The 24,413-nt window shown below is 67.2% G+C and carries 20 protein-coding genes; 2 read left to right on the top strand and 18 right to left on the bottom strand.

The window, feature by feature from the left end; genetic code table 11:
* Positions 1-330 precede the first annotated feature (330 nt).
* On the top strand, positions 331-1,839 hold the full coding sequence (ppx, locus tag ACZ5EF_RS01520; RefSeq protein ID WP_346062811.1) for an exopolyphosphatase: 1,509 nt from the start codon (positions 331-333) through the stop codon (positions 1,837-1,839).
* On the opposite strand, the gene tilS is transcribed toward ppx, so the two are convergent.
* The 18 genes from tilS to rpsB form a co-directional block, all read right to left on the bottom strand.
* Positions 1,836-3,113: a tRNA lysidine(34) synthetase TilS gene (gene tilS, locus ACZ5EF_RS01515; RefSeq protein WP_346062812.1), complete on the bottom strand. Its 1,278-nt coding sequence runs from the start codon at positions 3,111-3,113 to the stop codon at positions 1,836-1,838. The genes ppx and tilS overlap by 4 nt on opposite strands.
* Before the next feature lie 177 nt (positions 3,114-3,290).
* Complete coding sequence (gene accA / locus ACZ5EF_RS01510; RefSeq protein WP_346062813.1) at positions 3,291-4,244, bottom strand: acetyl-CoA carboxylase carboxyl transferase subunit alpha; 954 nt, start codon at positions 4,242-4,244, stop codon at positions 3,291-3,293.
* 298 nt (positions 4,245-4,542) lie between these two features.
* Entirely contained in the window at positions 4,543-8,046 is a 3,504-nt protein-coding gene (gene dnaE / locus ACZ5EF_RS01505) for a DNA polymerase III subunit alpha (protein ID WP_346062814.1), read from the bottom strand.
* A gap of 270 nt (positions 8,047-8,316) precedes the next feature.
* On the bottom strand, positions 8,317-8,928 hold the full coding sequence (gene rnhB, locus ACZ5EF_RS01500; protein ID WP_346062815.1) for a ribonuclease HII: 612 nt from the start codon (positions 8,926-8,928) through the stop codon (positions 8,317-8,319).
* Between the two features lie 186 nt (positions 8,929-9,114).
* Positions 9,115-10,311 (bottom strand): lipid-A-disaccharide synthase, encoded by a 1,197-nt coding sequence (gene lpxB, locus ACZ5EF_RS01495; RefSeq protein ID WP_346062908.1) that lies wholly within the window; start codon positions 10,309-10,311, stop codon positions 9,115-9,117.
* 4 nt (positions 10,312-10,315) lie between these two features.
* Complete coding sequence (gene lpxA / locus ACZ5EF_RS01490) at positions 10,316-11,083, bottom strand: acyl-ACP--UDP-N-acetylglucosamine O-acyltransferase (RefSeq protein WP_346062816.1); 768 nt, start codon at positions 11,081-11,083, stop codon at positions 10,316-10,318.
* A complete protein-coding gene (fabZ, locus tag ACZ5EF_RS01485; RefSeq protein WP_146803930.1) occupies positions 11,080-11,523 on the bottom strand; it encodes a 3-hydroxyacyl-ACP dehydratase FabZ in 444 nt (147 codons plus the stop codon). The genes lpxA and fabZ overlap by 4 nt, the downstream gene beginning before the upstream one ends.
* A gap of 109 nt (positions 11,524-11,632) precedes the next feature.
* Complete coding sequence (gene lpxD, locus ACZ5EF_RS01480; RefSeq protein ID WP_346062817.1) at positions 11,633-12,673, bottom strand: UDP-3-O-(3-hydroxymyristoyl)glucosamine N-acyltransferase; 1,041 nt, start codon at positions 12,671-12,673, stop codon at positions 11,633-11,635.
* A gap of 47 nt (positions 12,674-12,720) precedes the next feature.
* On the bottom strand, positions 12,721-13,227 hold the full coding sequence (locus tag ACZ5EF_RS01475; RefSeq protein ID WP_346062818.1) for an OmpH/Skp family outer membrane protein: 507 nt from the start codon (positions 13,225-13,227) through the stop codon (positions 12,721-12,723).
* Between the two features lie 35 nt (positions 13,228-13,262).
* A complete protein-coding gene (gene bamA / locus ACZ5EF_RS01470; RefSeq protein WP_346062819.1) occupies positions 13,263-15,599 on the bottom strand; it encodes an outer membrane protein assembly factor BamA in 2,337 nt (778 codons plus the stop codon).
* A gap of 247 nt (positions 15,600-15,846) precedes the next feature.
* Complete coding sequence (gene rseP, locus ACZ5EF_RS01465) at positions 15,847-17,202, bottom strand: sigma E protease regulator RseP (RefSeq protein ID WP_346062820.1); 1,356 nt, start codon at positions 17,200-17,202, stop codon at positions 15,847-15,849.
* Between the two features lie 3 nt (positions 17,203-17,205).
* The gene (gene ispC, locus ACZ5EF_RS01460; RefSeq protein WP_346062821.1) at positions 17,206-18,405 is read right to left on the bottom strand and encodes a 1-deoxy-D-xylulose-5-phosphate reductoisomerase; all 1,200 of its coding nucleotides are present in this window, start codon (positions 18,403-18,405) and stop codon (positions 17,206-17,208) included.
* Positions 18,402-19,199 (bottom strand): phosphatidate cytidylyltransferase, encoded by a 798-nt coding sequence (locus ACZ5EF_RS01455; protein ID WP_346062822.1) that lies wholly within the window; start codon positions 19,197-19,199, stop codon positions 18,402-18,404. Before ACZ5EF_RS01455 ends, ispC begins: the two co-directional genes overlap by 4 nt.
* On the bottom strand, positions 19,192-19,950 hold the full coding sequence (gene uppS / locus ACZ5EF_RS01450; RefSeq protein ID WP_346062823.1) for a polyprenyl diphosphate synthase: 759 nt from the start codon (positions 19,948-19,950) through the stop codon (positions 19,192-19,194). Before uppS ends, ACZ5EF_RS01455 begins: the two co-directional genes overlap by 8 nt.
* 52 nt (positions 19,951-20,002) lie before the next feature.
* The gene (frr, locus tag ACZ5EF_RS01445; RefSeq protein ID WP_346062824.1) at positions 20,003-20,560 is read right to left on the bottom strand and encodes a ribosome recycling factor; all 558 of its coding nucleotides are present in this window, start codon (positions 20,558-20,560) and stop codon (positions 20,003-20,005) included.
* Between the two features lie 4 nt (positions 20,561-20,564).
* Positions 20,565-21,329 carry a UMP kinase gene (pyrH, locus tag ACZ5EF_RS01440; RefSeq protein WP_346062825.1) on the bottom strand — a complete coding sequence of 255 codons (765 nt, stop codon included), beginning with the start codon at positions 21,327-21,329 and terminating at the stop codon, positions 20,565-20,567.
* Positions 21,330-21,509: 180 nt separating this feature from the next.
* A complete protein-coding gene (tsf, locus tag ACZ5EF_RS01435) occupies positions 21,510-22,379 on the bottom strand; it encodes a translation elongation factor Ts (RefSeq protein ID WP_346062826.1) in 870 nt (289 codons plus the stop codon).
* Positions 22,380-22,597: 218 nt separating this feature from the next.
* Complete coding sequence (gene rpsB, locus ACZ5EF_RS01430; RefSeq protein ID WP_146803920.1) at positions 22,598-23,329, bottom strand: 30S ribosomal protein S2; 732 nt, start codon at positions 23,327-23,329, stop codon at positions 22,598-22,600.
* A 292-nt stretch (positions 23,330-23,621) separates the two neighbouring features.
* Here rpsB and map point away from each other — a divergent pair, with 292 nt between their 5' ends.
* Positions 23,622-24,413 (top strand): type I methionyl aminopeptidase, encoded by a 792-nt coding sequence (gene map, locus ACZ5EF_RS01425; RefSeq protein ID WP_346062827.1) that lies wholly within the window; start codon positions 23,622-23,624, stop codon positions 24,411-24,413.

The raw sequence follows: 24,413 nt of genomic DNA, 5'->3' as shown, positions 1-24,413 counted from the left end.
CCACTCGCTGGATAGGCTCGATCGACTAGGCCCATGGGCCTGGGACGATCACGGGGTCGAGGGAGGCGCTGTTGCGGTTCATGATGGGTTATCGAACGCCTGATTCAGCGGCTCATGCTGGCGAGGCGCAACATCATGAACGGGAAAGCAGCGGGCTGTCTGACGACTTGGAAGCTTGACCGGGCGCGGACGCCACTCAGGGTCGGAAAGCATTCGGAACAGGCGAACGACTCGATGGTAGTCAAGCTCACCGGCAAACGCAAGTGCCGGCAATTGACAAGGTTCCCGGGGCGCCGCACCCTTGACCCGAACCGCATGCAAGGACCTCCCATGAGCAGGACGCCCTCCGCCCCCCGGCGCCTCGCCGCCATCGATCTCGGCTCCAACAGTTTCCACCTCCTGGTGGCCAACTATCACCAGGGTCGCCTGCAGGTAGTGGCCCGCCTCGGCGAGAAGGTGCAACTGGCCGCCGGCCTGGACGCCACCGGCCAGCTCAGCGAGGCGGCCATGGCACGGGCCCTGGCCTGCCTGGCGCGCTTCGCGCCCTTCCTCGAGGAGACACCCAAGTCGCAGCTGCGGGTGGTGGGCACCAATGCCCTGCGCGCCGCCCATAACAGCCAGGCCTTTATCCGCCGCGCCGAGGCCTTACTGGGGCACCCCATCGAGATCGTCGCCGGCCGCGAGGAGGCGCGCCTGATCTACCTGGGTGCCGCCCATGCCCTGGCCGAGGTGCACGGGCGGCGCCTGATCGTCGATATCGGCGGCGGCTCCACCGAACTCATCATCGGCGAGGCGTTCGCGCCCCTGGCGCTGGAGAGCCTGCATATGGGCTGCGTCAGCTATACTCGGCGCTTCTTCGGCGATGGCCAGCTCAGTGAGAAGCGTATGCGTCGGGCGGAGCTGGCCGCCCTCTCGGAACTGGCCAATATTCGCCGCCACTACCGGCAACTGGGCTGGGCCGACCCGGTGGGCTCCAGCGGCACCATCAAGGCCGCCGCCGCGGTGCTGGCCGCCAGTGGCGACTGCCCCGATGGCCTGATCACCCGGCAGGGACTGGCGACCCTGCGCCAGCGACTGATTCGCTGCAAGAGCCTCGACAAGGTGGCCCTGGAGGGGCTCAAGGCGGATCGCGCCACGGTCTTCCCCGCCGGGGTCGCCATCCTCAACGCGGTCTTCGAGGCCTTCGAGCTGGAGGAGATGCGCTTCGCCGATGGTGCCCTGCGCGAGGGCGTGCTCTACGATCTGGTGGGGCGCCATACCGCCGAGGACTCGCGGCTACCGACCCTCGCCGACTTGCGCCGGCGCTACCGGGTCGACGCCCGTCAGGCCGACAACGTGGCGGCCTGCGTGCGCCGAATGCTGAACCAGCTCGGCGACCACTGGCGCTTTCCCACCGAGCAACGGGAGTTTCTCGACTGGGCCGCCCAGCTCCACGAGATCGGCCTGGCCATCTCCCATAGCCAGTTCCATCGTCACGGCGCCTACCTGCTGGCCCATGGCGACTTGCCCGGCTTCTCCCGCCCCGAACAGCAGGCCCTGGCCTTCCTGGTCCGCGCCCATCGGCGCAAGTTTCCGGCCAAGGAACTGGCCCAGTTGCCGGAGGCCCTGCAGGAGGACTATGCCCGCCTGGCGCGGCTGCTGCGCCTGGCGGTGCTGCTTAATCACTCGCGACAGGAATCCCCCCCGCAGGACTTCCGCCTGAGCGCCGACGGGGAAGCCCTGACCCTGCACCTGGGCAGCCAGTTGGAGGAGCAGGCCCTGCTGAGCAATGACCTGGAGCAGGAGATCGCCTACCAGGAGAGTGCCGGCTTCGCCCTGACGATAGCGCCCTCGAGTTAAGCGACGCGGCCCCGCCACCCCTCGGCCACCGCCAGCCAATACGCCTCAAAACCATCCAACACCGCCACCGGCGCATCCCCCGCCCAGACCACCAGTAGTCGCTGCCGCCGCCAGGGCGGCAGCCCCCACTCCTGGAGCAGCCGCTTGAGGTCGCGACGCCCACGGCCGGCCAGGCGCAGCCGTTCGCCGCCGCGGCGGGGCCGCACCACCAGCGCCGGCGTCTCGCCATCGCCCCTTTCCAGGGCGACCGCCAGCGGCCCCCAGGGGCCGGACAGCGGCGAGGCCCCCGCCCATTCCCGGGACCAGTCGCTCGCCAAGGGGAGTTGCGGTGCCAGCAGATAGAGATCGCCCCGCCACAGCCGCGCCTCGACGCCGAGCCAGTCGACCCGAACCTCGGCGTCGCGTCGCGCCACGAGCTGCGCCAGCAGGTTGTCCAGGCGGGCCGCCGGCGGCAGCGGCAGTGCCAGGCGCTCGCAGGCATGGCGAACCAGCAGGCGCTGGCGGGGCCGCGACAGGGCGGCCAGGTCCGCCGCCGGCAGCCGCGCCGGATCCCCTCCCAGGACAACCAGTTGCTCGGCGGCCAGCTCCCCGAGCAAGGCATCCGCCTCGCCGGCCCGGGCCGCGGTGCGCGCCAGCCGGGCGGCGGCGCCGGGCCAGCGCGCCTCGAGGCGCGGCATCACCGCATGGCGCAGGTAGTTGCGATCCTGGTGGATCTCGGCGTTGCTGGGGTCCTCCACCCAGGCCAGACCCAGGCGCTCGGCGGCCCGGCGCAGCTCGGCCCGGGAGACGCCCAGCAGGGGGCGCCGCAGGCCTCGACCTTGCCAATCGCGGTGCGCCGGCATCGCCGCCAGGCCCCGCACCCCGCCGCCGCGCAGGGCCGCCAGCAGCAGGGTCTCGGCCTGATCGTCCCGGTGCTGGGCCAGCCACAGGGTCTCGCCGGAAGCCACCCGGGCGGCGAAGGCGCCGTAGCGGGCCTCCCGGGCGGCCCCCTCCAGGCCCAACCCATGGCCCGGATCGACGCCGACCCGCTCGACGAACAGCGGCACCCCCAGCCGCGAACAGAGGCGCCGACAGTGGTGCTCGAAGTCATCGGCGGCGGCCTGCAGGCCATGGTGCACATGCAGGGCATGGAGGGGACGGGGATAACGGCGACAGGCCTGGGTCGCCAGGCTCAGCAGCAGGGAGGAGTCGAGCCCGCCGGAGAGGGCGACCCAGATGACGCGCCCCGGCGGGGTCTCCGCCAGGGCGCGATCGATCACAGATTGAAGGGGCATGGAAATAACCTAGCGGGGCCGCTTCGAGTGACACCTCACCTGATCGAGGTGGAGCCGTCACGAGCGAAGCCAAGACAAGGCGGAAAAGACCGAAGCAACGGAGTTTACAAGTTAGTAAATACGTATGCTGAGGTCTTTTCCAACGCTGTATTGGCGAGCGCAGTAGGCTCCCGCCGATCAGGCAGGGGCGCCATAGCTCATCAACCGCTCATACCGCCGCTCCAGCAGCTCATCGATGCTCAGCGCCTGGAGGCGGTCGAGGCTGTCGAGCAGCGCGTCCTTGACCCGCGAGGCGGTGGTGATCGGATGGCGATGGGCGCCGCCCAGGGGCTCCTTGATCAGGGTATCGACGAAACCCAGCTCGTTGAGTCGTTCGGCGGTGATACCCATGGCCTGGGCCGCATCGGAAGCGCGCTCGGCGCTCTTCCAGAGGATGGAGGCACAGCCCTCGGGGGAGATCACCGAGTAGGTGGCGTACTGCAGCATGGCCAGCTCGTCGCAGACGCCGATGGCCAGCGCCCCGCCGGAACCGCCCTCGCCCACCACGGTGGAGAGGATCGGCGTCTTGAGCCGTGACATCACCGCCAGGTTATAGGCGATGGCCTCGGACTGGCCGCGCTCTTCGGCGTCGATGCCCGGGTAGGCCCCCGGGGTATCGATAAAGGTCAGCACCGGCATCTTGAAGCGCTCGGCCATCTCCATTAGGCGGCACGCCTTGCGGTAGCCTTCCGGGCGCGGCATGCCGAAGTTGCGGCGCACCTTCTCCTTGACGTCGCGGCCCTTCTGGTGACCGATCACCATCACCGGCTTGTCGTCGAGGCGGGCGATGCCGCCGACGATGGCGGCATCGTCGGCGAAGTGGCGGTCGCCGTGCAGCTCGTCGAAGTCGGTGAAGACGTGCTCCAGGTAGTCCAGGGTGTAGGGACGCTGGGGGTGGCGCGACAGCTGGGAGACCTGCCAGGGGGTGAGGTCCTTGAAGATCGACTCGGTGAGTTTCTTGCTCTTCTCTTCGAGCTTGGTGATCTCGTCGTTGATATTGATCTTGCTGTCATTGCCGACCAGGCGAAGCTCCTCGATCTTCGCCTGCATCTCGGCAATGGGCTGTTCGAAATCAAGATAGTTGGGGTTCATAGGCTCGGCTTGGTTGGCACCGGCCAGTGCGGCCGCCGCGGTCAACGGAAATTGTCGCAAGATAGCCTGGCATTATCGCAGCTTGTGTGTGGGGCGCAAGGCACCCAACCGATCCCGGCGACAGCATCACGGAGTTATTCTGGGGGTAGGCACCCGGCGGCCGGACCCTCGCAAAGACGCTGTAAACCCGTCCCTGGGCGCTCGGCATTCTCGTCCCTGATAATGACGCTTTGCTCCGACCTACCCCCAGCGCCCCCTCACTTGGCAGCATGTCATCAGTCAGGCCGCCCACCTGAGGCTAGCGGTAACTTAACCCCACCCCGTCCTGGCCTTCGACCTCGCGCAGGGCGATCAGCAGGTCGTCGCTGGGGGCCACCCGCCAGGCCTCGGCCAGCTCCAGCCAGCCGCCGGCGCGCTCGTTGCGATAGTGCAGGCGCACCGGCAGCCCCTCGGCGCTGCGGTAGGGCTCGAGGCTCGCCTCCAGGCTGCGGATCAACCGGCCATTGGCGCGCTGGCCGTCGATACGCAGCTCCACCGCCTGGGCGTAACGGGTACGCGCCGCCACCATGGGGGTGATCTCCTTGCCACGCAGGCGCAGGCCGCCGGAGTAGTCGTCGCTGGAGACCTCGCCCTCGATGATCAGCACCTGGTCGGCCTCGATCTGCCCGCGTAACTGGTCATAGAGCTCGCCGAACAGCGAGGCCTCGATGCGCCCGGTGCGGTCGTCCAGGGTCAGGAAGGCCATGGTGTCGCCGCGCTTGGACTTCATGGTGCGCACCCCCACCACCAGGCCGGCGATCCGCTGGGGCTCCCGGGAGGGGCGCAGGTCGGCGATGCGGGTGGAGACGAAGCGCTTGAGCTCCTGCTCGTACTCGTCGATGGGGTGGCCGGTCAGGTAGAGCCCCAGGGTCTCCTTCTCGCCGCCCAGGCGCTCCTTGTCGGTCCACTCCCGCACGCCGCGGTAGTCGGCATAGACATCGCCGCCCTCGGCCTCGTCGGCGAAGGCCTCGCCGAACATGTCCATCATGCCCAGGTTCTGGTTGGTCTGGGTCTGGGCGGCGGCCTTGAGGGCATCGTCCAGGGCCGCGGCCAGCACGGCGCGGTTGGGGCCCAGGTTGTCCAGGGCACCGGAGCGGATCAACGCCTCCAGGGTGCGCTTGTTCATGCGCTTGGGGTCAACCCGGCGGCAGAAGTCGAAGAGGTCCTGGAAGGGTCCCTCCGCCTCCCGGGCCTCGACGATGGCGCCGATGGGCCCCTCGCCCACGCCGCGAATGGCGCCCAGGCCGTAAACCACCCGGGCCTGGGTATCCACGGTGAACTTGTAGGTGCCGACGTTGACGTCCGGCGGGGTCACGGTGAGCCGGAGGTTGCGGCACTCCTCGATCAGCGGCACCACCTTATCCAGGTTGTCCATCTCGGTGGACATCACCGCCGCCATAAAGGGCCCCGGGTAGTGGGCCTTCAACCAGGCGGTCTGGTAGGAGACCAGGCCATAGGCCGCCGAGTGGGACTTGTTGAAGCCGTAGCCGGCGAACTTCTCCACCAGGTCGAAGATATTCCCCGCCAGCTCCTTCTCGATGCCGTTGGCCGCGCAGCCCTCCATGAAACCGACCCGCTGCTTGGCCATCTCCTCGGGCTTCTTCTTGCCCATGGCACGGCGCAGCATATCCGCCTGCCCCAGGCTGTAGCCGGCCAGCACCTGGGCGATCTGCATCACCTGCTCCTGGTAGAGGATGATGCCGTAGGTGGGCTCCAGCACCGGCTTGAGCCATTCGTGCTGGTAGTCCGGGTGGGGGTAGGAGATTTCCGCCCGGCCATGCTTGCGGTTGATGAAGTCGTCGACCATGCCCGACTGCAGGGGACCGGGGCGGAACAGGGCGACGAGGGCGATCATATCCTCCAGGGAGTCCGGCTGCAGGCGCTTGATCAGCTCCTTCATGCCGCGGGATTCGAGCTGGAAGACCGCCGTGGTCTCGGCGCGCTTGAGCATCTCGAAGGTGGGGGCATCATCCAGGGGGATGGCGTCGATATTCAGCGGCCCCTCGCCGGCGGCGGCGCGCACCTTGTCGACCATCTCCAGGGCCCAGTCGATGATGGTCAGGGTGCGCAGGCCGAGGAAGTCGAACTTGACCAGCCCGGCCTCCTCGATGTCGTTCTTGTCGAACTGCACCACCAGGCCATTGCCGTCCTCGTCGCAGAGCAGGGGCGAGAAGTCGGTGAGCTTGGTGGGAGCGATCACCACGCCCCCGGCGTGCTTGCCGGTGCCCCGGGTGATGCCCTCGAGCTTCCTGGCCATCTCCCAGATCTCGGCGGCCTCCTCGTCGTTGTCGAGGAACTCCTTGAGGGCCGGCTCCTGCTCGATGGCCTTGGCCAGCGTCATGCCCACCTCGAAGGGGATCAGCTTGGAGAGCTTGTCGCCCAGCGAGTAGGGCTTGCCCTGGGCCCGGGCCACGTCGCGCACCACCGCCTTGGCGGCCATGGTGCCGAAGGTGACGATCTGCGACACGGCGTTGCGGCCGTAGCGGTCGGCCACATAGTCGATCACCCGGTCGCGCTTCTCCATGCAGAAGTCGACGTCGAAGTCGGGCATGGAGACCCGCTCCGGGTTGAGGAAGCGCTCGAAGAGCAGGTCATACTCCAGCGGGTCCAGGTCGGTGATCTTCTGGGCATAGGCCACCAGGGAGCCGGCACCGGAGCCGCGCCCCGGCCCCACCGGCACGTCGTTGTCCTTGGCCCACTGGATAAAGTCCATCACGATCAGGAAGTAGCCGGGGAAGCCCATCTGGATGATGATATCCAGCTCGAAATCGAGGCGCTTGCGGTAGCGGGCATCAATCTCGGCATACTCGGCGCCGTCGCGGGGGTACTTGTCGGCGGGATAGAGGAAGTCCAGGCGCTCGGTCAGGCCGTCGTGGGAGACCTTGCGGAAGAACTCGTCCTGGGTCATGCCCTCGGGGATCTCGAACTCCGGCAAAAAGATCTCGCCCAGGCGCACGTCGACGTTGCAGCGGGCGGCGATCATCAGGCTATTCTCGAGGGCCTCGGGAATGTCCGCGAAGAGTTCCGCCATCTCCGCCGGGCTCTTGAGGTACTGCTCCTCGCTATAGCGGCGCTCGCGGCGCGGATCGTCCAGGGCCTTGCCCTCGCCGATGGCCACCCGGGTCTCGTGGGCCCAGAAGTCGTCCTTGTCGATAAAGCGCACGTCGTTGGTGGCCACCACCGGGGTGCCGGTCTCGGCGCCGAGCTCCACCGAGAGGTGCAGGCACTCCTCCTCGTACTGGCGGCCGGTGCGGGTCAGCTCCAGGTAGAAGCGCCCCGGGAAGTGCTGGCCCCACTCGGCCAGCAGGGTGCGAGCCTCGTCCGGGTGATCGCTAAGCAGGTGGCGGCCGATCTCCCCGTCACGCCCCCCGGATAGCGCGATCAGTCCCTCGCTCTGGGCGAAGATCCAGGCCTTGTGCAGGATCGGCTGCCCCAGCCGCTGGCCTTCCATCCAGCCCCGGGAGATCAGCTCGGTGAGGTTGCGATAGCCCTCGGCGTTCATGGCCAGCAGGGTCAGGCGGTAGGGGTGAGCCTCGTCGTAGTCGTTATGCAGCCAGAAGTCGGCGCCGATGATCGGCTTGAGGCCGGCCCCCTGAGCCGACTTGTAGGCCTTGACCAGGCCGAAGAGGTTGGTCTCGTCGCTGATGGCCAGGGCCGGCATGCCCATCTCGGCGCTCCGCGAGATCAGCGGCTTGAGGCGCACCAGGCCGTCGACCAGGGAGTATTCGGTGTGTACGCGGAGGTGGACGAAGCTGGGGCTCATAGACGACTCGTGGGGCTCGGCTTGGGGTCGGGAAACGCGCAGAGATAATGCCAGATTCGGGGGCGGCCTGTCCTCGTGCAAGCTGCATTTCACGGCACAGTCAGCGTTAGAGGCCCGGGGCTATCCTGGGGCAGGCACTCCGGAAGGCCGGCCCCGCGCAAAGACGCTGTAAACCCGTCCCTGGGCGCTCGACTTTTTCGTCCCTGAAAAAGACGCTTTGCTCCGGCCTGTCCCCAGCGCCCCTCGGCCACTCCAACGGTGATAGTCCAGCTAGAACAGCGCCAGCTGGCGCTTGACCGGGGCGAAGGAACGGCGGTGCTCGGGGAGCGGCCCCAGGCGCTCCAGGGCGGCCAGGTGTTCCCGGGTCGGGTAGCCCTTGTGGCGGGCGAAGCCGTAGTCGGGGTGGCGGCCATCCAGGGCGAGCATCTGGGCGTCCCGGGCCACCTTGGCAAGGATCGAGGCGGCGGCGATGGCCGGGTGGCGGGCATCGCCCTTGACCACCGCCTGGCCCGGCAGCGGGTGGCCGGGCAGGCGGTTGCCGTCCACCAGCAGGTATTCGGCTGCGGGGGTCAGGGCATCGATGGCGCGGCGCATGGCCAGATGGGTCGCATGGTAGATATTCAGCTCGTCCACCTCGGCGGGGCTCGCCTCGGCCACGGCGAAGGCCAGCGCCCGGTCGCGGATCTCGTCATCCAGCGCCTGGCGGCGCTTCGCGGAGAGCGCCTTGGAGTCGTTCAATCCCGCGATGGGTCGTGCCGGGTCGAGGATCACCGCGGCGGCCACCACGGCGCCTACCAGGGGACCTCGCCCGACCTCATCGACCCCGGCGAGCCGCTGGCCGGCATAGTCGATCACCAGCGGCGGCAACTCGCGCTTGGTCATGGGGCCACCTCCTCGGCCCATTCCAGGACCAGGCGCTGGCCGGCATAGTCGACCACATAGCCAACCACCAGCGGCGGCAACTCGCGCTTGGTCATGAGGCCACCTCCTCGGCCCATTCCAGGACCAGGCGCTGGCCGGCATAGTCGACCACATAGCCAACCACCAGCGGCGGCAACTCGCGCTTGGTCAAGGAGCGACCTCCTCGGCCCGCTCCGGGGCCACACTGGCCGGCAGCGGCGTGCCCGCCACCAGCGCCTCGATGGCCTCCGCGGCGCGGCGGCTGGCATCGCGCTGCAACCCGGCGTGCATGGCGGCGAAGCGCGCCTCCAGGGCGGCCCGGCCTTCGCCGTCGTCGAGCATCTCGCCCAGGCCGGCGGCAATCGCTTCGCTACTGGCGGCGTCCTGGATCAGCTCCGGCACCAGGGGCTCCCGGGCGATCAGGTTGGGCAGCGAGATCCACTCGGTCTTGACCAGCCGCTTGGCCAGCCAGTGGGTGGCCGGGGCCATCCTGTAGGCCACCAGCATGGGACGATGGCAGAGCATCGCCTCCAGGGCCGCGGTGCCCGAGGCCAGCAGCACGGCATCGGCGGCCACCATGGCCTCCCGGGAACGGCCGTCCAGCAGATGGACCCGCCCGGCCAGCGCCGGGTGCGTCGCCAGCAGGGCCTCCAGCTGCTCGCGGCGCCCCGGCGTGGCGGCGGGAATCACCACGGACAGCGCGAGACGCTCGGCACACAGCCGCTCGGCGGCGGCCAGGAAGGTCTCGCCCAGGAAGCGCACCTCATTGGCCCGGGAGCCGGGCAACAGGGCCAGCACCTCGGCATCCTCAGGAAGGCCGAGCTCGCGGCGCGTGGCGGCGCGATCGGTCTCCAGGGGCAGCTCATCGGCCAGCGGGTGGCCGACGAAGGCCACCGGCACCCGGTGGCGACGATAGAAGGCGGCCTCGAAGGGCAGGAAGGTCAGCATGGCATCGACGGACCTGGCGATCCCCTTGACCCGTCCCTGGCGCCAGGCCCAGACGGAGGGACTGACATAGTGGGCGGTGGTCAGGCCCGCCTCGCGCAGCCGGCGCTCCAGCCCCAGATTGAAGTCCGGGGCGTCGATGCCGATGACGATATCCGGCCGCCAGGCCAGGGCATCCCGGTAGAGGGTGCGGCGCACCCGCAGCAGCTCGGGCAGGTGCTTGAGCACCTCCACCAGGCCCATCACCGAGAGGGTCTCCAGGGGGAAGCGGCTGTCGATGCCCTCGTCGAGCATGCGCGGGCCGCCGATGCCGCGAAACTCGACGCCGGGGTGGCGCGCCTTGAGCTCGCGCATCAGGCCGGCGCCGAGGATATCGCCGGAGAGCTCCCCGGCGACCAGGTAGACTCGTCGCAGGGGCACCGCGCTAGCGGGTAATGCCACGGGTGGACGCCTCGATGGAGGCGATAAAGGCATCGGTCTCGGCGAGCCGGAAGCGGCTGCGGATCTCGCCCAGGGCCTGCTCCACGGTCAGCCCCTGGCGATAGACCAGCTTGTAGGCCTCACTCAGGGCCTTGATCGCCTCACTGGAGAAGCCGCGGCGCTTGAGCCCCACCAGGTTGAGGCCATGGGGCTGGGCCGGGTTGCCATTGATCATCACATAGGCGGGCACATCCTTGGTGATGATGGAACCGCCCCCGGCCATGGCATGGGCACCGAAGCGACAGAACTGGTGGATGGCGGAGAGGCCGCCGAGGATGACGAAATCGCCCAGGTGCACATGGCCGGCCAGGGTTACCTGGTTGGCCAGGATGCAGTCGTTGCCGATCACGCAGTCATGGCCCACATGGGCGTAAGCCATAAAGAGGTTGCGGGACCCGATGGTGGTGACGCCGCGATCCTGAACGGTGCCGCGGTGCAGGGTGGCCCCCTCGCGGATCACGTTGTCGTCGCCCATCTCCAGGCGCGTGGGCTCGCCGGCGTATTTCTTGTCCTGGCAATCCTCACCCACCGAGGCGAACTGAAAGATGCGGGTACGCTCGCCCAGCACGGTGGGCCCCTTGATCACCACATGGGGACCAATACGCGAGCCGGCGCCGATCTCCACGTCGGGCCCGATCACGCTGAAAGGGCCCACCTCGACGTCCTCGGCCAGACGCGCCTTGGGGTCAATGATGGCGGTGGGATGTATCAAGCGACCTTCCTCTCGGCACAGATGATATCGGCTTCGCAGGCCAGCTCACCGTCGACGGTGGCGCGGCAGGCGAACTTCCAGATGCCACGTTTCTCGCGCTCCACCCGCGCCTCCAGACGCAGTTGGTCGCCGGGCATCACCGGGCGCTTGAAGCGGGCATTGTCGCTGCCCACCAGGTAGTAGACATAGCCATCGGCGGGCAACTTGTTGACGGTCTTGAACCCCAAGATACCACAGGCCTGGGCCATGGCCTCGATGATCAATACCCCGGGCATGATGGGGTGGTGGGGAAAGTGGCCATTGAAGAAGGGCTCGTTCACGCTGACGTTCTTGTAGGCAACGATGGATTGCCCCAGCTCCAGCTCCAGTACCCGATCCACCAGCAGGAAGGGGTAACGGTGGGGCAGATAGTCACGAATGTCGTTGATGTCCATTACCATCGAGGCACCTCTAGAAGACGAAAATGCTCGCCCGACGGGCGAGCATGGAGCGGCGCCGAGCGCCGATTGACTGGCCAGGCGGTGAATTATACCCGCGCAGGCCCAGGGCTCAACGCGATTCCTGGGCCTTCTCCAGCCGCGCCAGGCGCTTGGCCAGGGCATCGAGCTGCTTGAAGCGCACCGCATTCTTGCGCCACTGGGCGTTGCTCATGGCACCGGTGCCGGAGGAGTAGACGCCGGGCTCATGGATGGAGTTGGTGACCAGGCTCATGCCGGTGACCTGGACCCCGTCACAGATGGTCAGATGACCGGAGAGGCCCACGCCGCCGCCCAGCAGGCAATGCTGGCCCACCTTGGTGGAGCCGGCGATACCGACGCAGCCGGCCAGGGCGCTGTGATCACCGATCTGCACGTTGTGGGCGATCTGTACCTGGCTGTCGATCTTGACGTCATTACCGATCAGCGTATCGCCCAGGGCGCCGCGGTCGATGCTCGAGCAGCTGCCTACCTCCACGTCGTCGCCCAGCACCACCCCGCCCAGTTGGGCGATCTTGTGCCAGCGCCCGCCGTCATGGGCGAAGCCGAAGCCGTCGCCGCCGATCACGCAGCCGCTGTGCAGGATGGCCCGCTCGCCGATCACCACGCCGTGGCAGACGGTGACATTGGCATGCAACCGGGAGCCGGCCCCGATGCGGGTGTCGGCGCCGATCACCGAACCTGGCCCCACCACCACGCCATCACCCAGCTCGACGCCGGCCTCGATCACCGCCTGGGGGCCGATTTCCACGTCGCGCCCCAGCACCACCCCATCGGCCACCACGGCGGTGGGGTGGGTGCCCGGAGCCTGGCGGCCGATCAGCGGGTCGAAGAGCCGGGACAGGGCCGCATAGCCCAGGTAGGGATTCTCCAGGGTCAGGCAGGCGGTGGGGCACTCCTCGGCCTGCCCGGGGTGCAGCAGCACCGCCGCGGCCCGGGTCTCGGGCAGATACTTGAGGTAAGCGCGGTTGGCCAGGAAGGTGATGTCCTCGGGGCCGGCCTCGCTGAGGGTGGCCAGGCCGGAGACCCGACGCCGGCCGTCGCCGATCAGGGTCGCGCCGAGCCGCTCGGCCAGCTCCTCCAGGGTGAAGGCGGGAGTGTGGGCGTGTGTCATGGGCGCCTTTGCCGGTCAGGGGCCGGGAGCGAACTCCCGGCGACTCATCAGTTGAGGGTATTGAGAATCTGGGTGACCTCGTCGGTGACGTCGGTCAGCTCGAGGGTGGTATGAATCACGCCCTCGCGATCGATCAGCACCTCGATATTGTGGCGCTCGACGATCTGGTCCACGGCCTGCTCCAGCTTGGGCTCCGCCTCTTGCAGGAAGGCCTGCTCGGAACGCATCTGGGCCTCGCCGATCTGCTGACGCAACTGCATGAAGCGCTGCTCTTTCTCCATGCCCTCCTGCAGCAGGGTCTCGCGCTCGGACTCGGACATCACGGCGCCATCCTGCTCCAGGCGCTGCTGCAGGGCCTGGAGTTCCTGGCCGAGGGTCTGGGCCTCCTGCTGGGGCCCCTCGATCTCGCTGCGCAGCTCGCTCATCTGGCGCTGCGCCTCGTCGGTTTCCATCAGCGCCTGGCGCCAGTCCAGCACCGCCACCTCGGCGGCCTGGGCCAGGCTGGCGCCCCCCATCAGGGCGGCGAAACCGAGGGCAAGGGTCAATTTACGCATAGGTCACTCTCCTGGTGATCCGAAGGGTTGATGGCTCAGAAGGTCTGACCCAACGAGAACTGGAAGAACTGGGTATCGTCGCCGCTCTCGTCATTGAGCGGCTCGGCGATGCTGAAGGTCAGCGGCCCCACCGGGGTCAGCCAGGAGAGGCCGATACCGGCACTGTAGCGCAGCTCCCCCAGGTCGATGCCGGATTCACAGCGCGAGGTCTCCCCCGCCGGCACCGGCAAACAGCTGGTCAGGAAAGTATTGCCCGCATCCAGGAAGAAGCCCGCCTGCAGGGAGCGCTGATCCTCGACGAAGGGCACCGGGAAGAAGAGCTCCACGCTGCCCTCCACCAGCATGTTGCCGCCCAGGGTACGCTCCCGGTCGCCGCTGGATGGCGGCGTGGTGCGCGGTCCCAGGGTGTTGCCGGTAAAGCCGCGCACCGAGCCCAGACCACCGGAGAAGAAGTTCTCGTAGAAGGGATAGGGGTCATTGCCGATGCTGTCGGCATAGCCCAGGGTGGTGCCGAACTTCAGTGACCAGTCGTTATTCAGGGCGAAGAGCTGCTGGGCCCGGTAACGCAGCTTGTAGTAGTCGGCGTCGCTGCCCGGCACCGCGGCCTCCAGGGAGAGACGCTGGTAGTTGCCGGCGGTGGGCATCACGCCGCGGTTGAGGCTGTTGCGGGTCCAACTGGCGGTGAGCTTGAGACTCTGGGCATCGGCGCCCTGGTCTTCCACGTACTGGCGGATCTCCAGGGCGGTGTCGTTGTAGGTCTTGATCGTCAGGTCTTCGAGGCTGGCCCCGAAATTGAGGCGACTGATCTCGTCGATCGGATAGCCGAAATTGATGCCGCCACCGAAGGAGTCGGTGGAATAGGTGGAGATATCCGAGTCCTCGTAGTCGGTCTCCCGATAGAAGAGGTTATAGCCGCGGGAGATACCGTCCAGGGTCCAGTAGGGATTGGTGTAGCCGAAGTTGAGTCCGGTGAAGGTGTCGCTGCGCTGGGCATTGAAGTTGACCCGGTTGCCGGTGCCCAGGAAGTTGCTCTGGGAGAGGCCGGCGCCATAGATCACCCCGGCGGTCTGCGAGAAGCCGATGCTCGCGGAAATGGAGCCCGAAGGCTGTTCCTCGACCCGATAGGTCACGTCCAGTTGATCCGGCTCGCCGGGCACCGGGCGGGTCTCCACCTCGACCTGCTTGAAGAAGCCCAGGCGTTCCAGACGCTGGCGGGACTGACTGATCGACTCGGTGGAGGCCGGTGCCCCCTCCAACTGGATCATCTCGCGACGCAGCACCTCGTCCTGGGTGGTGGTATTGCCGACGAAGTCGATACGTCGCACATAGGCCCGTCGACCGGGATTGACCGCCAACAGCAGGTCCACGGTCTCGCCATCGTCACGCACCTGGGGAACCGGCTCGATCTCGGCGAAGGTGAAGCCCTCGGCACCCAGGCGCGAACGCAGGGCCTCCACCGAGGCGGTGACCTCGCTGCGCGAGAAGATTTCCCCCGGCGTCGCCGCCACCAGGGCACGGGCCTCGCTGGGCGGGATGATCAGGTCACCCTCGAAACGGATATCGCCGAGGCGATACTGGCGCCCCTCATCCACATTGACGGTGATAAAGATCTGCGATTGGTCGGGACTGATGGCCACCTGGGTGGAGGCGATATCGAAGTTGACATAGCCGCGATCCAGGTAGAAGGCCCGCAACCGCTCCAGGTCGCCGGCCAGGGCCTCCCGAGAATACTCGTCCTTGGAGAACCAGCCGAAGATCCGCCCCGGGCGATCCTCCAGCTCGAAAACATCGCTCAGGGTGTCGTTATCGAAGGCCCGATTGCCGACGATATTGATCTGGCGAATCCGCGCCACCGCCCCTTCGTTGATATCGATATTGACCCGGACGCGGTTGTCGCCGACCTCCTCCACCCGGGTATCGATCCGCGCGCTGTAGCGGCCCTGGGACTGATAGAGCTGCTCCAGCTCCCGCTGCATCTCCTCCAGGGTGGAGAGCTGCAGCACCTCGCCTTCCGCCAGGTCGACGCCACGCATGGCCCGGCGCAGCTCCTCCTCGGGCACCAGGGAATTGCCGCTGATCTCGATGGCGGCGATAAAGGGGCGCTCCACCACCTGGATGATCAACACCTCGCCGTCCCGGGCCAGTTGAATATCCTCGAAGAGGCCGGTGGCGAAGAGTTCACGGGCCGCCTCGGCCAGCTCGCGCTCCTCGACCCGTTCACCGGCGCCCACGGGGAAGGCATTGAAGACGGAGGCCGCGGGTACCCGTTGCAGGCCCTCCACGCGGATATCGGAGATATTGAATTCGTTCGCCGAGGCCGACTGGGCGCCGGCCAGAAGCAGCGCTGCCAATCCGATGGTCTTGAGTTTCATTCAGTCGCTTCGCTCGCGTTGGTCTGCCCATCGAGATCCCGTGCTTCCCTGCCAGGAGGAACGGTGTTCGAAATAGGCACCTTATACATTTGTGCGGGTAACTGACAAGGCCGGGCCGTCTGCTCCAGCCAACGTCAGGGCCGGCGGCTGGCGCCACCCGCCGGCTTATAGTCGCATTAAATCGTTCGAATGGCGCCATCCGCGCCCGATCATCGCCGCGGCCCATGCGCCGCCCTCAACCGTGGGCTTATAGTCGCATTAAATCGAAATAGAGGGCCATGATCATCAGGCTGCCCACCAGGGCCAGGCCGATACGCAGGCCGATGGCCTGGGTCTTCTCGGAGACCGGCCGACCGCGCAGCGCCTCGATGGCGTAGTAGACCAGGTGCCCGCCATCCAGCACCGGGATCGGCAACAGGTTGAGGATCCCCAGGCTGATCGAGAGGTAGGCCATGAAGCTGACAAAGCTCTCCAGGCCACTGCGGGCGGTATCCCCCGCCACCCGCGCGATGGTGATGGGGCCGGAGAGGTTGGAGGGCGAGATCAGTCCTACCAGCATCTTGCGGATCGCGTCCAGGGTCAGCAACGACATCTCGCCGGTGCGCGACAGCGACTGCCCCAGGGCCGCCACGGGGCCATAGCGCACCTCGCGACGATACTCCTCGGGCCACTCCACCGGTGCCACCCCGGCGCCGATATAACCGACGCTCGTCCCCGTCTCCAGCTCGTTGCGGCCCGGCACCAGGGTCAGGCTCAGCCGCTCGTCGTCGCGCTCGACCTCCAGGGCCAGGGACTCGCCGGGGTGGGCCCGCACCACCTCGACGAAGTGCATCCAGTCGTCGATGGCCTCGCCATCGACGCTGAGCACCCGATCGCCGGGTTCGAGCCCCGCCGCAGCGGCCGCCTCGCCCTCCAGCACCTGACCCAGCTCGGCCGGGAAGGCCGGTCGCCAGGGGGTGATGCCCAGGCTCAATAGCGGCTGAGGGGGATCCTGGCGCACCAGATAGTTCGCCACCGGCAGGCCGCGTTCCCGGGCCACCTCGCTGCCCTCGTCCAGGGTGGTGAAACGCAGCTCGCCGCTATGGCCGATGGCCGCCACCAGCTTGAGATTGACCTCTTCCCAGGAGCGCACCCGATCGCCCTGGATGGCGACGATCTCCTGACCCGGGGCCAGGCCGCCGCGGGCCGCCGGCGAGTCGGGATCCACCGCCCCCACCACCGGCGCCACCGTAGTGGTCCCCACCACGAAGAGCAACCAGTAGGCGACGATGGCGAGCAGGAAGTTGGCCAGGGGGCCGGCGGCAACGATGGCGATCCGCGCCCAGACCGACTGGTTGTTGAAGGCCCGGTGACGCTCGTCGGGAGCCACCGGTCCCTCCCGCTCGTCGAGCATCTTGACGTAGCCCCCCAGGGGGATGGCGGCCACGGCGAATTCGGTGCCGTGGCGGTCGGTGCGCGACCAGAGCGGCTTGCCGAAGCCCACCGAGAAGCGCAGCACCTTGACGCCACAGCGCCTGGCCACCCAGTAGTGGCCATATTCATGGAAGGTGATCAGCAGGCCCAGGACCACGATCACCGCCAGCACGTTCTGGATCACGCCCATCGCTTACCCTCCCCGGGTGAATGCCGCCAGCAAGGCCTCGGCGCTGCGCCGTGCCCGGGCATCCTCGGCCAGGATCCCCTCCAGGGTCCGGGCCGAGAGCACTTCCAACTCGTCGAGCACCGCCGCCACCAGGCGCGGAATCCCGGTGAAGCCGAGGCGCCCCTCGAGGAAGGCGGTCACCGCCACCTCATTGGCGGCATTGAGCACCGCCGGCGCCGTGCCACCGGCCTCCATGGCCTGCCGCGCCAGGCGCAGGCAAGGGAAGGCCACCTCGTCCGGGGCCTCGAAGTCGAGGCGCGCCACCTGGAAGAGGTCCAGCGCCTCGACCCCGGCGTCGATGCGCTCCGGCCAGGCCAGGCCATAGGCGATGGGCGTGCGCATGTCCGGATTGCCCAGTTGGGCCAGCACCGAGCCGTCGCTGTAGGCGGCCATGGAATGGATCACGCTCTGGGGGTGCACCACCACCTGAATCTGTTGCGGCGTGGCATCGAACAGCCAGCACGCCTCGATCAGCTCCAGCCCCTTGTTCATCAGGGTGGCACTGTCCACGGAGATCTTCCGCCCCATGGACCAGTTGGGGTGGGCGCAGGCCTGCTCCGGGGTCACCTCGGCCAGTTGCTCGGTGCTCCAGCCCCGGAAGGGGCCGCCGGAGGCGGTCAGCAGCAGCTGGGTGACGCCGTGGCGCCCCAGGCCGCCGCGGTGCTCGCTCGGTAGACACTGGAAGATGGCATTGTGTTCGGAGTCGATGGGCAGCAGGGTCGCGCCGTGTGCCGCCACCGCCTCCATGAACAGGGCCCCGGACATCACCAGGGCCTCCTTGTTGGCCAGCAGCACCCGCTTGCCGGCGCGCACCGCGGCCAGGGTCGGCAGCAGGCCGGCGGCGCCGACGATGGCCGCCATCACCACCGCCGCCTCGGGGGCCGCGGCCACCTCGCACAGCGCCGCCTCGCCGGCGGCCACCTCAGTATCCAGGCCCGCCGCGGCCAGCTGCCGGCGCAGCCAGGCGGCATCCGCCTCCCCGCCCAGCACCGCCACCGCGGGGCGATGGCGCAGGCAGAGGGTCAAGAGCCCCCGGCGGTCGCGGTGGGCGGTGAGGGCATGTACCCGATAGCGCTCCGGGTGGCGGGCGATCACGTCCAGGGTGCTGGTGCCGATGGAACCGGTGGCGCCCAGCACCGTGACGCCCTGGGGGGGAGTCGTCATAACCATAGGCGCAGCAAGGCGAAGAGGGGCACGGCGGCGGTCAGGCTATCGATGCGATCGAGCACCCCGCCATGGCCGGGCAGCAGGGCACTGGAGTCCTTGATGCCGCGGCTGCGCTTGAGCATGCTCTCGAAGAGATCGCCCACCACCGAGATACCGGTCACCAGCCAGGTGATCACCACCAGCAGCACCAGCTGCCCCGGGGAGAGGCCCAGCCAGAGGGCGAAGCCCAGCGCCAGCAGGGTGGTGGCCGCCAGGCCGCCCAGCACGCCTTCCCAGGACTTGCCGGGACTGACGCTGGGCGCCAGCTTGCGGCGCCCATAGGCGCGACCGGCGAAGTAGGCGCCGCTATCCGCGGTCCACACCAGCAGCAGCACGAAGAGCAACCATTCGGCACCGCCGTCGCGCAGGGCGATAAAGCCCACCCAGGTGGGCAACAGCACCCAGAGCCCCATGGCCAGACGCCGGGGCGGCGCCTGCCACTGGGCCTGGCGCTCGGGATAGCGGGTGACCCAGTAGAGGTTGGCCAGCCAGCCGGCGGCGGCCAGCCACAGCGGCCAGGTGGCCTGGGCGGCACCACCGATCCACAGCAGCCCCATCAGCGCCGTCGCCACGGCGACGCCCAGCAGGCGCTGGCCCGGGCGCTCATAGCCGGCCAGGTTGACCCACTCCCAGACGCCCAGCAGGACGATGGCGGCGGTGAAGAGGGCGAAGGCGCCACCGCTGAGGCCAAACAGCCCCAGCAGGACCAGGGGCGCCAGGATCAGGGCGGTAATCAGTCGCTGCTTAAGCACCTTGAGCCTCGATCTGTTCGTCGGTCATGCCGAAGCGCCGCAGGCGGCGGGCGAAATCATCGAGGGCCAGGTCGAAGGCGGCGGCATCGAAGTCGGGCCATAGCAGTGGCGAGAAATGGAACTCCGCATAGGCCAGCTGCCAGAGCAGGAAGTTGGAGATGCGCTGCTCGCCGCTGGTGCGGATGCACAGATCCACCGGGGCATCGTCGGCCAGGCTGATCTCGCGATCCAGGGCCGTCTCATCGATCTCGGCGGGCGCCAGCTCGCCGGCCTGGACGCGCTCGGCGAGGCGCCGGGCGGCGCTGGCGATGTCCCAGCGTCCGCCATAGTTGGCGGCGATCACTAGGTGCAGGCCGCGATTGTCGGCGGTCAGCGCCTCGGCCCGGGCCACATGCTTCTGGATGGAGGTCGAGAAGGCGCTGCGCTCACCGATCACCGAGAGGCGAATGTCGTGCTCGTGGAGCTTGCGCACCTCGCGTTTCAGCGCCAACAGGAAGAGTTCCATCAGCGCGCGCACCTCGGCGGGGGGACGCTTCCAGTTCTCGCTGGAGAAGGCGAACAGGGTCAGGGTCTCGACGCCGCGTTCGGCGGCGCGACGGATCACCGCCCGCACCGACTCGACGCCGGCATGGTGGCCGCGAACGCCGGAAAGGCCACGGGCCTTGGCCCAACGATTGTTGCCATCCATGATGATCGCCACATGGCGCGGCGTACCACCACGATGGGTTTGGGGGGACTGCGTTGACGTCATGGGGACTCGCACGGGAGGGATGGAAAGGCGGGCCTGGTGGGCCCGCCGCACCTCAGACCTGCATCAGGTCGTGTTCCTTGGTTTCCAGCAGCTTGTCGATCTCGGCGATGTACTTGTCGGTGAGCTTCTGGATGGCATCCTCGCCCTGATGCTGCTCGTCCTCGGTGATCTCCTTCTCCTTGAGCAGAGACTTGATATCACCATTGGCATCGCGGCGCACATTGCGTACCGCCACCCGCGCCTGCTCCGCCTCGCCTCGAGCCTGCTTGATATAGCCCTTGCGGGTCTCCTCGGTGAGCATCGGCATCGGCACGCGAATCACGTTACCGTTGGTGGAGGGATTGAGGCCCAGGTCCGAGGTCAGGATGGCCTTCTCCACCTTGGGCACCATGGGCTTCTCCCAGGGCACCACGGAGAGGGTCCGGGCATCCTCGATATTCACGTTGGCCACCTGGTTCAGGGGCACCTGGGAGCCGTAGTACTCCACGGTCACGGCGTCGAGAATGCTGGTATGGGCACGCCCGGTACGGATCTTGTGGAAGTTGGCCTGGAGCGACTCCAGGGTCTTCTTCATGCGGCCTTCGGCGTCTTTCTTGATGTCGTCGATCACGATTTCAACCTCTATCTATCAGCGTGCCTTCCTTGCCACCCACCACCAGGTTCAGCAGCGCGCCGGGCTTGTTCATGTCGAACACGCGCACCGGCATGCCATGGTCCCGCACCAGGCAGATGGCGGTCAAATCCATCACCCCGAGCTTCTGGTCGAGCACCTCATCGTAGTTGAGCTGCTCGTACTTGACGGCATCGGCATGCTTCACCGGGTCCTTGTCGTAGACCCCGTCCACCTTGGTGGCCTTGACCACCACGTCGGCATCGATCTCGATACCGCGCAGGCAGGCCGCGGAATCGGTGGTGAAGAAGGGGTTGCCGGTACCGGCGGAGAAGAGTACCACGTCACCGGAGGTGAGGTAGCGAATGGCGGTGCGGCGATCATAGTGCTCCACCACCCCGCTCATGGGAATGGCCGACATGACCCGGGAGCGAATATTGGAGCGTTCCAGGGCATCGCGCATGGCCAGGGCGTTCATCACCGTGGCCAGCATGCCCATATGATCGCCAGTCACCCGCTCCATGCCGGCCTCGTGGAGGGCCGCCCCACGGAACAGGTTACCGCCGCCGATGACGATCCCCACCTGGACACCGATCCCCACCAGTTGGCCGATCTCCAGGGCCATGCGATCGAGCACCTTGGGATCGATCCCGAAGTCATGCTCCCCCATCAGGGCCTCACCGGAGAGTTTGAGCAGGATGCGCTTGTACTTGCTCTTGGCACCGCGCTCGGGCTGGGCGCGGTCGGTGGCGGGAATCTCTGGGGTCATGGGCGGGTCTCCTGGCGGCGGCAGTAATCATTCGGGGAGTCTGTCTACCTTAGCTCAACCGTTTGGCGACCAAGGGGGACGACTCCTGGCGTAGTTAACGCGTGGCCGACGAAAGCGCCGGCCGGATACGCGAAGGCGTGCGCTTGCGCGCACGCCAACACGTCTCGATGAACTCAGACCTTAGCTGCGCTTGGCCTGTTCCATCACTTCCTTGGCGAAGTCGACTTCTTCCTTCTCGATGCCCTCACCCACTTCGTAGCGGGTAAAGCCAATCACTTCGCCGCCGGCGGCCTTGACGAACTCGGCCACGGACTGGTCCGGGTTCTTGACGAAGGGCTGCTCGGTCAGGCTGTTCTCGGCCAGGTACTTCTTCAGGCGGCCTTGAACCATCTTCTCGGCGATGTTCTCCGGCTTGCCGGCCATGTCCGGCTGGGCCAGGATGATCGCCTTCTCCTTGTCGAGCTGCTCCTGAGCCATATGCTCGGGACGGGCCACGGCCGGGTTGATGGCGGCCACGTGCATGGCGACATCCTTGGCGGCCTCGTCGGTGGCACCCTGGAGCACGGTCAGCACGCCGATGCGGCCGCCGTGAACATAGGCGCCCACGCGGTTGCCTTCGCCGGCCTCGACCAGCACGGCGCGACGCACGGAGATGTTTTCGCCGATCTTCTGCACCAGCTGCTGGCGCACGTCTTCCATCTCACCACCCATCAGGGCGGCCACGTCGTCGCTCTTGGACTCGAACAGGGCATCGACGACCTTGCCGGCGAAGGCCTTGAAGTTGTCGTCGCGGGCCACGAAGTCGGTCTCGGAGTTGATCTCGACCATCACGCCGTAGCTGCCGTCGGCGGCCACGCGGGTGACCACGGCGCCTTCGGCGGCGGTGCGGTCGGCCTTCTTGGCGGCCTTGAGGCCAGAGCTCTTGCGCAGGTTCTCGATGGCCAGTTCGATGTCGCCGCCGGCTTCGGTGAGAGCCTTCTTGCACTCCATCATGCCGAGCCCGGTACGCTCGCGCAGTTCCTTGACCTGTGAGGCGCTGATAGCTGCCATGGTAATAACCTCTGAATGATTCGCGTCGGTAATCGGGGCGTTGTTTCCACCACCCTCCAGGGCAGAGCGGGCAAGCCTTGGGGCTTAGCGCTCACCGCACCCTGGACGGGAAAAAAGGGGGCATAGGCCCCCTCCTTATCCGCCGACCCTGGTGGGGTCTGCCGGCCCGCGACCCAGGGTCGCAGGCTTAGATGACACTCAGTGTCGGCGGTACGGCATCACTCGGCGACTTCGTCGGACTCGGAGACCTCGACGAACTCGTCGGGACGACCTTCCTTCGCCTTGGCGCAGGCGCCGGCGATGGCCTGGACGTAGATCTGGATCGCGCGGATGGAGTCATCGTTGCCGGGGATCACGTAGTCCACACCGTCCGGGTTGGAGTTGGTGTCCACCACGCCGATGACCGGGATGCCCAGCTTGTTGGCTTCGTTGATGGCGATACGCTCGTGGTCGACGTCGATCACGAAGAGGGCATCGGGCAGGCCACCCATCTCCTTGATACCACCGATGGAGCGATCCAGCTTCTCCTGCTCGCGGGTGGCCATCAGGACTTCCTTCTTGGTCAGCTTCTCGAAGGTGCCATCTTCATGCATGGCTTCGAGTTCGCGCAGACGCTTGATGGAGACGCGGATGGTCTTGTAGTTGGTGAGCATGCCGCCCAGCCAGCGATGGTTCACGAAGGGCATGCCCACGCGGCTGGCTTCTTCCTTGATGATCTTGCTGGCGGCACGCTTGGTGCCGACGAACATGATCTTGTTGTTGGCGGCAGCCATCTTCTCGACCACGGCCACGGCGTCGTTCAGGGCCGGCAGGGTGTGCTCGAGGTTGATGATGTGGATCTTGTTGCGCGCGCCGAAGATGAACTTGCTCATCTTGGGGTTCCAGTACTTGGTCTGGTGACCGAAGTGAGCACCCGCCTTGAGCAGGTCACGCATATTGACTTGAGACATGAAAGACTCCTGAAAACTCGGGTTAGGCCTCCATGCACCCCAGGGATCCGACCGTTCGACCGCTGGTCGCCACGGCACCCGGGACCCTGTGTCGGTGCATGTGTGTTTTAGGCGTTTGGATCACGCCCCCTCTATTATCGCCGCCGGGCCCGGGGGCCACAAGGGCGGACGATTGCAGGAAAGCGCGCGGCTTTATACCATAGAACGATGCCAAGATGAAGCCGCCCCCTCTGCCGAGGCCACCTCCTTGAGAGTGACCCAGGGGCGCCACCCTCCCCATGATCGAGATTCCATGAACGTTCCCATCAAGACGCCCGACGAGATCGAGAAGATGCGCGAGGCCGGTCGCCAGGCCGCCCTGGTGCTGGAGATGATCACCCCCCATGTGCAGGCCGGCGTTACCACCGGCGAGCTCGACCGCCTGTGCCACGACTTTATCGTCGACGAGCTGGGCTCGGTGCCGGCGCCCCTCAACTACCACGGCTTCCCCAAGTCGATCTGCACCTCCATCAATCATGTGGTGTGCCACGGCATCCCCGACGACGGCAAGAGGCTCAAGAAGGGCGACATCATGAACCTGGATGTCACCGTCAAGACCGCCGACGGCTACCATGGCGACACCAGCAAGATGTTTATCGTCGGCGAGACCATCCAGGGCGAGCGGCTGTGCCGTATCACCCAGGAGTGCCTCTACAAGAGCATCGCCCTGGTCAGGCCCGGGGTGCGCCTCTCCGAGCTGGCCCGGGTGATCCAGCAGCATGCCGAGGCCAACGGCTATTCGGTGGTACGCGACTTCTGCGGCCACGGCATCGGCGCCGGCTTCCACGAGGACCCGCAGATCCTGCACTATGACGGCTATGCCCCCGAGGCCGATATCGAACTGGCCGAGGGCATGTGCTTCACCATCGAGCCGATGATCAACGTGGGCGACTACCGCACCAAGGTGCTGCGCGACAACTGGACCGCGGTCACCAAGGACCGCAGCCTCTCCGCCCAGTGGGAGCACACTATGCTGGTCACCGCCGACGGCGTCGAGGTGCTCACCGCCCGCAGCGAGGAAGACCTCGGCTTCCTCGAGCGCTGA

The sequence above is a fragment of the Bisbaumannia salifodinae genome (assembly GCF_055388505.1).
Note: the sequence above shows the minus strand (reverse complement) of the source record. Positions and strands in the feature narration are given on the sequence as shown.